Annotated in this window: 11 protein-coding genes; 6 read left to right on the top strand and 5 right to left on the bottom strand. The window is 68.8% G+C overall.

The window, feature by feature from the left end; all coding sequences use genetic code 11:
- Window positions 1–214 precede the first annotated feature (214 nt).
- The gene (locus tag ON43_RS22880) at window positions 215–970 is read left to right on the top strand and encodes an SDR family NAD(P)-dependent oxidoreductase (protein WP_218003334.1); all 756 of its coding nucleotides are present in this window, start codon (window positions 215–217) and stop codon (window positions 968–970) included.
- A 19-nt stretch (window positions 971–989) separates the two neighbouring features.
- On the opposite strand, the gene ON43_RS22875 is transcribed toward ON43_RS22880, so the two are convergent.
- The gene (locus ON43_RS22875; RefSeq protein WP_051178987.1) at window positions 990–1892 is read right to left on the bottom strand and encodes a zinc-binding dehydrogenase; all 903 of its coding nucleotides are present in this window, start codon (window positions 1890–1892) and stop codon (window positions 990–992) included.
- 142 nt (window positions 1893–2034) lie between these two features.
- Between ON43_RS22875 and ON43_RS22870 the strand changes: the two genes are divergently transcribed.
- The 4 genes from ON43_RS22870 to ON43_RS22855 are packed head-to-tail and all read left to right on the top strand — an operon-like array spanning window position 2035 to window position 7148.
- Complete coding sequence (locus ON43_RS22870) at window positions 2035–3663, top strand: ABC transporter substrate-binding protein (RefSeq protein ID WP_040810695.1); 1629 nt, start codon at window positions 2035–2037, stop codon at window positions 3661–3663.
- Window positions 3651–4616: an ABC transporter permease gene (locus ON43_RS22865; protein WP_218003333.1), complete on the top strand. Its 966-nt coding sequence runs from the start codon at window positions 3651–3653 to the stop codon at window positions 4614–4616. The genes ON43_RS22870 and ON43_RS22865 overlap by 13 nt, the downstream gene beginning before the upstream one ends.
- On the top strand, window positions 4613–5452 hold the full coding sequence (locus ON43_RS22860; protein WP_051178984.1) for an ABC transporter permease: 840 nt from the start codon (window positions 4613–4615) through the stop codon (window positions 5450–5452). The genes ON43_RS22865 and ON43_RS22860 overlap by 4 nt, the downstream gene beginning before the upstream one ends.
- Window positions 5430–7148, top strand: coding sequence for a dipeptide ABC transporter ATP-binding protein (locus ON43_RS22855; RefSeq protein ID WP_063712604.1), 1719 nt, complete (start codon window positions 5430–5432; stop codon window positions 7146–7148). The genes ON43_RS22860 and ON43_RS22855 overlap by 23 nt, the downstream gene beginning before the upstream one ends.
- On the opposite strand, the gene ON43_RS22850 is transcribed toward ON43_RS22855, so the two are convergent.
- The 4 genes from ON43_RS22850 to ON43_RS44955 all read right to left on the bottom strand — a co-directional run bounded on the left by ON43_RS22850 (window position 7088) and on the right by ON43_RS44955 (window position 10031).
- Window positions 7088–7945, bottom strand: coding sequence for an AfsR/SARP family transcriptional regulator (locus ON43_RS22850; RefSeq protein WP_063712603.1), 858 nt, complete (start codon window positions 7943–7945; stop codon window positions 7088–7090). The two genes, ON43_RS22855 and ON43_RS22850, sit on opposite strands and share 61 nt — an antisense overlap.
- Before the next feature lie 28 nt (window positions 7946–7973).
- Window positions 7974–8636: a TetR/AcrR family transcriptional regulator gene (locus ON43_RS22845; protein ID WP_083913630.1), complete on the bottom strand. Its 663-nt coding sequence runs from the start codon at window positions 8634–8636 to the stop codon at window positions 7974–7976.
- 143 nt (window positions 8637–8779) lie between these two features.
- Entirely contained in the window at window positions 8780–9688 is a 909-nt protein-coding gene (locus ON43_RS22840; RefSeq protein ID WP_040810693.1) for an MBL fold metallo-hydrolase, read from the bottom strand.
- 13 nt (window positions 9689–9701) lie between these two features.
- A complete protein-coding gene (locus ON43_RS44955; protein ID WP_051178981.1) occupies window positions 9702–10031 on the bottom strand; it encodes an antibiotic biosynthesis monooxygenase family protein in 330 nt (109 codons plus the stop codon).
- 197 nt (window positions 10032–10228) lie between these two features.
- On the opposite strand from ON43_RS44955, the gene ON43_RS22830 reads away from it, so the two are divergent.
- Window positions 10229–11525: MFS transporter (locus ON43_RS22830; RefSeq protein WP_040810727.1), on the top strand; the 1297-nt coding region annotated here is incomplete at its 3' end.

Below are 11525 nucleotides of genomic sequence, written 5' to 3'. Positions count from 1 at the left end.
ACCTTTCAGTCCGGAGCAACTGCTGTCCGAGCGTCGCACCGGCTGCTGGAGGCAATGCCGATGACCGCTACAGGACCGCTGGAATCGACTGCTCCAGCGATCCTGTAGGGCGGCGTCGTGGCGGCCGGGCAGAGTCGTGGCACCTACCGCCTACCTGTTGAGGAGAGCTATGACCGCGCACCTGAGTAAGTCAGTAGCACAGCCGAATACGTCAGTGGCGCAGGCGAGACCGGAGGATGCCGGGCTGGCCGGGAGACGGATCGTGATCACCGGGGGCGGGCGCGGGCTGGGGCGCGTTGTCGCCGAGGATCTGCTCGCGCATGGGGCGCGTGTAGTCATCGTCGGACGCGATAGCGAAGTACCGCAATGGATTCGGGAGAATTCCTCCGGGCACGCGGTGAGCGCCGATGTCACCGATCGAGATCGGCTCGCGGCCGCCTTCACCGAGGCCGATGCCTGGCTGGGCGGCATCGATGTGGTGTTCGCCAATGCCGGGTTGAGCCGACCGGGACCGCTCGCCACGACGGCACCGGCTGATTTCAGCGCGGTGCTCGAAACCAATGTCGTCGGAACGCTGCTCACGCTGCAGGCGGCTGTACCGTACCTGGCGGCCTCCGGTGCCGGGCGGTTCATCGCGCTGTCCTCGGCGCTGGCGCAGCGGATCGCACCCGGTGCGGGCGCGTATTCGATCAGCAAGTCGGCCATCGAGACTCTGGTTCGGGTCGCCGCGATCGAGCTTGCCCCGCAGTCGATTTCGGTGAACGCGCTTTCGCCCGGGTTCATCGACGAGGGGATGGGGAGCAATCTGATCGCGAATCAGCAGGTGTGGGACAAGTACCTGCCGACCATCGCGGCGGGCAGGCCGGGGCGCGGCGAGGAGGTCGCCGGGGTCGCGCGGTTCCTGGCCGGGCCGGACTCGGGATATGTCAACGGCCATGTGCTGGAGGTGAACGGCGGCCTGTCGTTCTGACGGGCCGCCGGACCACCGGTTACCAGCGGAGCACCGCCTTGCCGTTGAACGTCCGGTCGCGCAGCGCGGCCAGTGTGGCGTTCAACGACTCGGCGTCGCCGGTGTGCGTGACTCGCAGGTCCAGGCTGCCCGCCGCCCAGCGCCGGGCCAGCCAGGCCAGATCCTCGGCGGCCGTGCCGCTGTGGTCGAGTTCGTCGAACAGGGACAGATAGCTCAGGGTCACTCCGGGGCGGCGGTGGCCCCAATCCACGGGCAGGCGAAGCGGTTCGCGCACGGTATTGCCGATGCTCACCAGCGCGCCGCGCGGGTTCAGCAGCTCGAACGCCGCCTCGAGCGTGGGGCCGCCGACGCTGTCGATGATCACGTCGACCGGGCGCGCTTGCGCGGGTTCGCCAGCGGCGGAGGTCAATTCCAATTCCGTGCCGTGCAGTCGATGCGGCACCGACAGCACCTCGGCCCCTCCGGCCGCTGCCAATTGCAGCAGTACGCCGCCCACGCCGCCGCTCGCGCCCGTGATCAATACGGTCTTGCCGATAATCGGCCCGGCCCGGCGGATGGCCGCCAACGCCGTGAGACCCGCGACGGGCAGCGCGGCGAGATCCAATGCGGCTCCAGGATCTTCGACCACGGCCAGATTTCGCCGGGGGACGGCGACGACGTCGGCCCATCCGCTGCCATCCGACAGCGCCACCACGGTGCGCTTGGCCGCCTCGGGATCGGCCGGATCCTCCTCGATGGTGCCCAGGATGTCCCATCCGAGCCGGGATCCCGGCGGCAGCCGTTGCGCCCGGGTCAATTCCCCGCGGTTCACCCCGACCGCCCGCACCCGCACAAGTACCTCGCCGGGTCCGGGCGTCGGCTCGTCGACGTCGATCAGCCGGGTCGGGGTCCGCTCGTCCCCGGTGGTCACTACCGCGCGCATTCCGCACCCGCTCTCACTCGTTCGGTCATCGACCCAGCAAAACCGTTGCCGCACAGCACTGTCCAGCATGCTCCGGCGGCTTCCAGCGGTCCTCCAGCGGCTTGGGATCGGGTCTGGATCGGGGGCGGGAAGACTCCGGGACATGACAGCTAGATCCGGGTGGCCGCTGGCCGCCGCGCTGACCGTCGCGTTGATCGCCGGCTGCTCCTCCGGCGCGACCGGGGCGGGCGGGGACTCGGCGGGACCGCCCGTGGAGGGCGGCACCGTCCGTTTCGCGCTGCCCAGCGAGCCGAGCTGCCTCGACCCGGGCGTGAGTCCGGCCGACGCGACCGCGCTGATCGACCGCGGCGTGGTGGATTCGCTGGTGGCGCAGGGCAAGGACAATGCGTTCAAGCCGTGGCTGGCGACCGGGTGGAAGATCAGCGACGACCTGAAGTCCTATGTGTTCACCCTGCGCGACGACGTGGTGTTCCACGACGGGACCAAGCTGGACGCGGCCGCGGTGAAGGCCAACTTCGACCGGATCGCCGATCCGAACACCAAGTCCCAGTGGGCCGCCACCCTGCTCGGCCCCTACGCCCGCTCCACCGTGCTGGACGAGCACACCGTCCAGGTCGATTTCAGCGAGCCGTTCCAGCCGTTCCTGGCGGCGGCGAGCACCACCGCGCTGGGGATCCAGTCGCCGAAGAACTTCGCCGACAACGCGGGCAAGCTCTGCGATCACGTGGTCGGCTCGGGGCCGTTCACGTTCACCGGGCATATCGCCCAGCAGAACGTCACCCTCGCCAAGAATCCGGGCTATCGCTGGGCCCCCGAGACCGCCGCCCATACCGGGCCCGCCCACCTCGACGGCGTCGAATTCCGTTTCGTGCCCGAGAATTCCACCCGCATCGGCGCGCTCACCAGCGGTCAGATCGACGGGCTGCTGTCGGTGCCCGCGCAGAATGTCGGCGACCTGAAATCCGATCCGGGCCTCGCCTACAACCGTTACGACGGCCAGGGCGCGGTCTACGCCGTCTACATCAATACCCAGCGCGGTCCCTGGAAGGATCCGCGGGTGCGCCGCGCGCTGCAGCGCTCCACCGATGTGGACGCCATTCTGTCCTCGATCTACTTCGGCACCTACGCCCGCGCCTGGAGCATCCTCGCCCCGGCCACCCAGTTCTACGAAGCGGCACTGGAGAATTCGTGGAACTACAACATCGACGAGGCCAACCGGCTGCTCGACGAGGCCGGATGGAACCAGCGCGACTCCGAGGGCTACCGGGTCAAGGACGGGGTCCGGCTGACCGCGCGCTGGACGACCACGAAGGCGCAGGACGAATCCAACTCGCGCGGACTGGTCGGCCTCGCCATCACGGCGTCGGCCAAGAAGGCGGGCATCGAGATCGTCCGCAACAACGTCCAAACCGGCCAGCTGTTTCAACAGGTCGCGGCCGGTGACTACGACCTGTTCGACACCAGCTGGTCCTCCAATTCCCCCGATATCCTGCGCAGCTTCCTGCTCTCCACCGCCAAACCCATGGCCGGACAGAACATTTCGTGGGTCCAGGACCCCCAGGTGGACGGCTGGGTGAGCAATGCCGCCCGCACCCTCGACCCCGACACCCAACGCCGCGACTATGCCGCCGCCCAGAAATGGGCCATCGACCAGGCCGTCGTGATCCCGGTCTTCGTCCCCGCCAGCCAGGTCGCCACCAGTACCCGCGTCCACGGCGTCGCGGCCGCGCCCTCGTCCTACCCGGTCTTCTACGACGCATGGCTGAAGTGATGGCTGATCAGGAGACCTCGTGGCCGCTGCGCGTCGCCGTGGCCGTTGTGCGGCGGGTGGCGGGGATCGTCGGGATTCTGACCGGGGTGGCGACGCTGACGTTTGTCGCCATGTCGCTGGTGCCCGGGGATCCGGCGTACGCGATGCTGGGCAATGCGCCTGCCACGCCTGCCGCCTTGGCCGCGATCAGGACGCAGATGGGGCTGGATGAGCCGCTGCCGCTGCGCTTTCTGCATTATTTGGGGCGGCTGGCGCGGGGGGATTTCGGGGAATCGTTTCAGCGGCAGCGGCCGGTGCTGGTGGTGATCGGGGAACAGCTCACGCCCACACTGCAATTGGCGGGGGCGGCCATCGTGCTCGGAGTCGTGGGGGCGTTGGTGACGGTGATCGCGACCTCCGGGGAGCGGCGCATTCCCAGGGTGATCGCGAATGCCGCGGAGTTGGTGGCGGTGTCGACGCCGACGTTCTGGGTCGGCACGCTGCTGCTGGCCGGGCTGTCGTTCCGGTTGCACGTGTTTCCCGCGACCGGGCCGGGACTCGCGGCACTGGTGCTGCCCGCGACGACACTGGCGGTACCGATCACCGCGATTCTGGCCCAGGTGATGCGCGACGGTGTCGACGCGGCCATGCGGTCGCCGTTCGTGCTCAGTGCTCGGGCGCGGGGGCTGGATGAGCTGGACCTGCGCGTGCATCACGCGTTGCGGCATACGTTGTTGTCGGCGATCACGGTGTGCGGGTGGCTGTTCGGCGGTTTGCTCAGCGGGGCGGTGCTGGTCGAGACGGTGTTCGCCCGGCCGGGGCTGGGGCGAATCCTGCTGTCGGCGGTCGTGACTCACGATTTCCCGGTGGTGATCGCCCTGGTGATGTTCGGTTCGCTGCTGTTCATCGTGATCAATACCGCGGTGGACCTGGCGTACCGGGCCATCGATTCACGGTCGGCGGTGGTCGCGTGAGCGCGTGGCGGGAGCGGCTGCCGCGGCCGGGCGTGCTCCTCGCGGGATCGGTCGCCGCGCTGCTGGTCATCGCCGTGGTGGCGCCCGGTGTGCTGGCGACGCATTCGCCCACCGATGTCGACCTCGGGCATGTGCTGGCCTCGCCCAGTGCGCGCAATCCCTTCGGCACCGATCAGCTGGGCCGGGACATGTTCGCGCGCATAGTGTTCGGCGCGCGCTACTCGATCCTCATGGGATTGACCGCGACGGTGCTGGCCGTGCTCGGCGGCACGGTCATCGGATTGTGCGCGGCGCTGGGCGGCCGCCGGGCCGACACCGTGATCGCGCGCGGCATTGACATCGTGATGGCGTTCCCGGGAGTACTGCTGACCCTGCTCGTCATCGCCACCCTCGGACAGGGCGCGGGCAGTGTGGTGGCGGCGATCGCGATCGCCGAATCGGCCTCGTACGCAAGGCTCGTCCGCTCCCAGGCCCTCGTCGTGCGCAATGCCGACTACGTGCGCGCGTCAATCGTGCTCGGCCGCGCACCCGGCTATCGCATCCTGCACCACATCGTCCCGAACTCGCTGCGCCCGACGGTGGTCCTGGCCACGCTCGGCGTCGGCAGCGCGATCATGATCGGCTCGGCGCTGAGTTTCCTGGGTCTGGGCCCCAAAGAGCCCACCCCCGAATGGGGTTCGATGCTCTCCTCGGGCCGCGACCTGCTGTCCAAATCGTGGTGGGTGGCCATCCCGCCCGGGGCGGCCATCACCGTCACCGTCATCACCGTCACCGTGCTCGGCAGGGCACTGCGCCAGCGTTCGGAGGTCGGCCTTGCCCGTTCTACACGTCGATGATCTGCACATCTCTTTCGGCCGGGGTGACGACCGCTCGGAAGTGGTGCGCGGCATCGGATTCCAGCTCGAGGCCGGTGAATGCCTGGCCATAGTCGGCGAATCCGGATCCGGCAAGAGCGTCACCGCCCGCGCCCTGCTCGGGCTGACCGGGCCCGGCTCCACCGTCAGCGCGGCGGCCTTGCGGCTGGGCGATACCGATCTGACCAGCCTGTCCCCACGGGCCTGGCGGGGCATCCGCGGACGAGAGATCGGACTGATCCTCCAGGACGCGCTGATCTCCCTGGATCCGCTGCGCCCGGTCGGGGCCGAGATCGTCGACACTCTACGGGCCCACCGCCTGGTTCGAGGCCGGGCGGCGCGCGCCCGCCGCGTCGAGGAATTGCTGGCCTCGGTCGGCCTGGACGACGCGGCCGTCCGCAAAACCATGCGCCCGCACCAACTCTCGGGCGGCCAGCGGCAGCGTGTCCTCATCGCCACCGCCCTGGCCGGAAACCCGCGAGTCATCATCGCCGACGAACCCACCACCGCCCTCGACGCCACCGTCCAATCCCGCATCCTCGACCTGCTGGGCACCCTCCGCGACAATGGCACCGCACTGCTGCTCATCAGCCACGACCTGGCCGCCGTCGCCGGCATCGCCGACCGGGTGGCGGTCATGCACGACGGCCGAATCGTCGAATCCGGCCCGACCGCACAGGTTCTCGGCACCCCCACCCACCCCTACACGCAGCGACTGCTGGCCGCGGTCCCGACCCCCGAGAAGCGAGGCCAGCGACTCTCGGTCGGCGAGGGCCGGGTCGAACCGTCGCCGGTACCCGCCCGCACGATCGAAACAACCTCCAGCACAGCGATTTCAGTCAAGGGCCTGCACAAGTCGTTCAAGACCGCGCACGGCGTCTTCGACGCGGTCATCGATGTCGGTTTCGACCTGGCGGCAGGTCACACGCTGGGACTGGTCGGTGAATCCGGCTCCGGCAAGAGCACGACCGCCGCGCTGATCCTCGGCCTGCTCGAACCCGACACGGGGACGGTCGAATTCGACGGCCGCCCCTGGAGCGGAGTACCGGAACGGCAACGCCGCCAACTGCGCCCTCGACTCGGCATGATTTGGCAGGACCCCGCCGGATCCTTCGACCCGCGCTGGGACGTCACCCGCATCATCGGCGAAGCACTGCACGGCGACGGACTCACCGCGGCGGTGCAACCGCGACGCATTCGCGAGCTTCTCGACTCCGTCGGCCTGCCACACGGTTTCGAACATCGCCGCCCCACCGAGATGTCCGGCGGGCAACGCCAGCGGGTCGCCATCGCGCGCGCATTGGCCACCGATCCGGCCGTGCTCGTCTGCGACGAGCCGGTGTCCGCACTGGATGTCACCGTGCAGGCGCAGATCCTGGATCTGCTGGCCGATCTGAAGGCCGAACGCGGACTGTCGATGCTGTTCGTGTCGCACGACCTCGCGGTGGTGCGGCATCTCAGTGACGAGGTGGCGGTGATGTCAGGGGGCCGGATCGTCGAATACGGCGGCGTCGACGAGGTTTTCGACGCACCACAACACGCGGTCACCCGGGCCCTGCTCGCGGCGGACCGGGGTCGGCCGCGAGCGGACTCGGCGCGGGAGCCGGTCGAATCGGATCAGCCGCAGGCCGAATCCAGGCTCGGTCTGATCCGGCCCGCGATGAGTTCGGCCGAATAACGTGCGGCGGCACCGACCGTCACGGGCGGGGCCAGCTCCGGGGAACTGCGCAGCACCTTGTGGTGCAGTTGTTGCAGGGCCGGGGTCGGCTCCAGGCCGAGTTCCTCGGCGAGGCGATGTCGCAGGCGCTCGTAGACCTGCAGGGCATGGGCCTGCCGCCCCGAGCGATAGAGGGCGATGATCAGATGGGCGTGCAGGCTTTCCAGCAGCGGCGAGCGCTGCACCATGCCGCTGAGTTCGCCGATCAGCTCGCGATGGCGGCCCAGACGCAGATCCACCTCGATGCGATGTTCCAGGATGGACAGCCGCACCTCGTTGAGGCTGGTGGCCCACATGGCCAGCACCGGACCGGGTTTGATGTCGGAGAACACCGGACCGCGCCACACCGCGAGGGCCGCGCGCAGGGCGGTGTCGGCGCGTGCGTCGTCCTCGGCGGCCAGGGCCTGGCGGGCCAACCGGACGCGGTCCTCGAAGACATCGACATCGAATTCGCCGGGAGCCACATTGAGCAGGTACCCGCGTTCGCGGGTCTCGAGCCGCGAGGCCGCGCGGTCGGGATTGGAGCTGTGCTCGCCGAGGCATTTCCGCAGCTGCATGACATAGGTCTGCAGGGTGGAGGCCGCGGAGGACGGCGGCGTCGACTCCCACAGTTCCTCGATGCAGTAGTCGGTGGAGATGACGCGGTTGGCGTTCATCAGCAGCAGCGCGAGCAGTTGCCGCTGCTTCGGCGCGCTCGGCGCCGCACCGACACCGTCGATGCAGCACTGAAGCGGTCCCAATACCCCGAAGTTGATCATGCTTACCTCTCGAGCTCGTATGCAGTTTTCAAGCCGGACGCTCGGTCGCGTACGCGCGCAGGATGAGCCGGGCCGCGCGGGTGGAGATCTCGGTGGCCTGCCGCGGGTCGAGCCGGACGGTGCCGAAGGCCGAGGCCTGCTGCCCGTCGTGCGACAGCTGGGCGAAGAATTGCCCGGCCACCTCCGCGGGATCCGGCGCGTCGAGAATGCCCGCCGCGGCGAGCACTTCGATGCGATGGGTCAGCCACCCGGCAATGCGCGGCCCCTGCGCGACGGATTGATCGGCGCACACCTGATGCAGGTCCGGATGCCGCGCCACCTCGCCGACGATCAGCCGCCGCACCGCCGAAACCCGCTCGGACAGCGTCACCTCGAGGAACAACCGGCCGACCGTGACCAGATCGTCGAACACCGACGCCGGATCGCGCAGCAGCCGCGGATCGAGTTCCTCGGCGGTGTCGGCCGCCGCCCGCACCCCGGCCAGCACCACGCGGAACAGGGTGCGTTTGTCGCCGAAGTAGTTGTAGATCGTCTGCTTGGACACCCCGGCGACCTCGGCGACGGTCTCGACACTGGTCCGCTCGTAACCGAATTCGAGGAACACGGTCGTGGCGGCTTCGATGATCACGGACCTTTTGTCCGTGGGACGCGCGTCGGGCGCGACTGTCACCCGGGTTGGGGCGGACACCATGCGCACACTCCTTTCGTTGGTGATCGAAATGCGAGTGTTCTTCGGAGTCTAGGCCCCGCCCAGGTCGCCGCGAACCCTCGCGCTCAGGCTGATCGGAATCGATCGCGGACGGAATATATTGTGGCGCAGGTGAATACGACAATTCACGCCGAGGTGGCGAGTTTGCGTCCGAGGTAGGCGGCCATGTCGGCGAGTACCGGTCCCGAGCGGATGTGCGTGAATTCGGCCGCGTCGGCGACCTCGGCGTAAGCGCGATACAGGTTCGCCACCAGGCGTTCCGGCTCGCTCCACGAGGACCAGGGGTGGTGGTCGTGTCGGGTGGGATCGACCTGCCGTGCGGCTTCCAGCGGCGTCGCGCCCGACGACCGGGCATCCCGCGCCACGGCCAGCAGCCAATCGAGATAGGCGCGCGTCTCGGCCAGTACGTGGTGATCGGCGACCTCACCGTGGCCGCCGATGACGGTCACGGGGGACAGTTCGGTGAGCCGGTCGAGCCAGTTCAGGCTGCCCAGCACCGATCCGGACAGGAGGAACGGTGTGCAGCCGGGCATGACCAGATCACCCGCGACCACCACCGCGGCATCGGGCACCCACACCGCCAGATCGGCATCCGTATGCCCGACACCACCGGTGAGCAGGTGAACCTCGCGGGAACCTATGTGCAGCACCGCCTCATCACCCACCCCGAGCCGGGGGAGGGTCAAGGGCAGCTCGCCCCACTCGATATCCGGCCACAGCGCGCGGACCGCGAGGCCGTTGCGCGCCATGGCCGCCTGGCAGGCCCGGTGCGCGACCACGGGCGCCGGAGCAAACAGGGCATTTCCGGCAGTGTGGTCCCCGTGCCAGTGGGTGTTGACCACCGCTTCGGGCATCTCGAAGCCGGAATAGGTTATCGCCGAGTGCAATCCGCGGGCTCGGCGTTCGGTGCCCAGGGTGTCCACCAGGATCGTCTCCCGGCCCTTCCGGATCAGTGCCGCATTGCTCACGCACCAGCCGCCGGGGCGCTCGATATAGGCGAAGACGCCGTCGGCGACCTCGTCGAGCCCGCTCACGTCGCCACCTCGCTCACGCCGGCGCGCCGCCGGAGCGGATGATCCGGCACAGCTGTGGATCGCCCTCGGCCACCTCGCCGACCCGGGTGCGGTTGCGGAATTCGGGATCGGAGGTCGCGCGGCGGAAGGCATCCCGGTCGGACCATCTCGCGATATTGATGTAGACGTCCGGATCGCCCTCGGAGCGCAGCAGTTCGTAGTGGCGGAAGCCCGGCTGCCGCGAGAAGTAGTCGGCGACCTCCGCGTAGATCTCCTCCAAGCGGTCCGCGTCCCCGGTCAGCCGCAAGACATTGACGAAGACGTATTCGGTCGTTTTCCCGGACGCCGTTGTTTTCTCGGACACCGTGCGGCCCCTTCCAGCTGCGAACGTGTGCCTCCCAGCTTGTTCGGCCGATCTGCAACGCCGCTGGGGCCGCGCTGGAGAACCGCTGGAGTCCCGCTGGAGCGCCATTGACTCTGGACTCCCGAGTCCAGAAATTGGACTCATGAGTCCACTCGACTCGGAATCCCATTGCGCCTCACCTGAATCGAGCTCACCCCATGACCACACCGTCCTCACCCCCGCAATCCACCGCACCGAACCGGGGCTTCCGGCCACCTGACTGGGCGGTGCTCAGCCTGCTCTGCCTGGGGCAGCTGATCGTCGTGCTGGACCTGTCGATCGTCAATGTGGCACTGCCCGCCATCAAGGGCTCGCTGGACTTCTCCGACGCCGGACTGCAGTGGGTGGTCAATGGCTACGCCATCACCTTCGCCGGCTTCCTGCTGCTCGGCGGCCGCATTGCCGACCTGGTCGGACGGCGGCGCATCTTCGTGCTCGGACTGGCCATCTTCACCCTCGCCAGCCTCGCGGGCGGACTGGCCCAGTCCTCGCAGTGGCTGGTGATCGCCCGTGTCGCACAGGGTTTCGGCGGTGCGCTGCTCTCGCCCGCGACGCTGGCGATCCTGTCCACCACCTTCACCGAGGGCAAGGCCCGCGCCCGCGCCACCGCCGCCTGGGGCGCCATCTCCGGCGCGGGTGCGGCGCTGGGCTCGGTGCTCGGCGGCGTGCTCACCGATATCGCCAGCTGGCCGTGGATCTTCTATGTCAATATCCCGCTCGGCGCGGTGGCGCTGGCCCTGACCTACCCGCTGCTGCAGGAGAGCAAGGGCGCGGAGGGCAAGCGGCTCGACGGTGTCGGGGCCGTGCTCGTCACAACCGCATTGGTGGCGCTGGTCTTCGGCGCGGTCGATTCGCAGAACCACGGCTGGTCCGCGCCGTCCACCTGGGGGCCGATCCTGGGCGCGGCGGTGCTGCTGGCCTGGTTCACCTTCCATGAGTCGCGGGTGGCGTCTGCGCCGCTGATCCCGTTGTACGTATTGAAGATTCGCTCCATCGCCTTCTCCAATACCGTCATGTTCTGGATCGGCGCGGCGGTGATCGCGCACTTCTACTTCCTGTCGCTCTACATGCAGAACATCCTGGGCTACAACGCCTTCCAGACCGGCATCGCCTTCCTGCCCGGCGCGGTCGCCATGACCGTGGGCGCGTACGGCGGGCCGCCGCTGGTGAAGGTGTTCAAGGGTGTGCGCCCGCTGCTGACGGGGGCCCCGGCGCTGAGCGCCATCGGGCTGGTCTGGCTGGCGTTCGTTCCCGACAACGGCTCGTACGTGGTGCATCTGCTGATTCCGCAGGTGCTGATCACCCTGGGCGCGGGACTGTTGATGGTGCCGCTGGTCATCGCCGCCACCAGCGGTGTGGCGCCGGCCGAGGCGGGCCTGGCCTCCGGAATCATCAACACCACCAGGCAGTTCGGCGGCGCGCTCGGGCTCGCCGTGCTGGCGACCATCGCCGCCT

The organism is Nocardia concava NBRC 100430 (assembly GCF_000308815.1).
GTDB lineage: Bacteria > Actinomycetota > Actinomycetes > Mycobacteriales > Mycobacteriaceae > Nocardia > Nocardia concava.
The sequence above is the reverse complement of the archived record's forward strand: the minus strand, read 5'-3'. Positions and strand labels throughout refer to the sequence as shown.

Bases quoted from the DNA above. Each gene is read 5' to 3' on its own strand.
- ON43_RS22845 (WP_083913630.1), bottom strand. From the start codon at position 8,636: ATGGTGTCCGCCCCAACCCGGGTGACAGTCGCGCCCGACGCGCGTCCC.
- ON43_RS22865 (WP_218003333.1), top strand. From the start codon at position 3,651: ATGGCTGAAGTGATGGCTGATCAGGAGACCTCGTGGCCGCTGCGCGTC.
- ON43_RS22850 (WP_063712603.1), bottom strand. From the start codon at position 7,945: ATGATCAACTTCGGGGTATTGGGACCGCTTCAGTGCTGCATCGACGGT.
- ON43_RS22875 (WP_051178987.1), bottom strand. From the start codon at position 1,892: ATGCGCGCGGTAGTGACCACCGGGGACGAGCGGACCCCGACCCGGCTG.
- ON43_RS22870 (WP_040810695.1), top strand. From the start codon at position 2,035: ATGACAGCTAGATCCGGGTGGCCGCTGGCCGCCGCGCTGACCGTCGCG.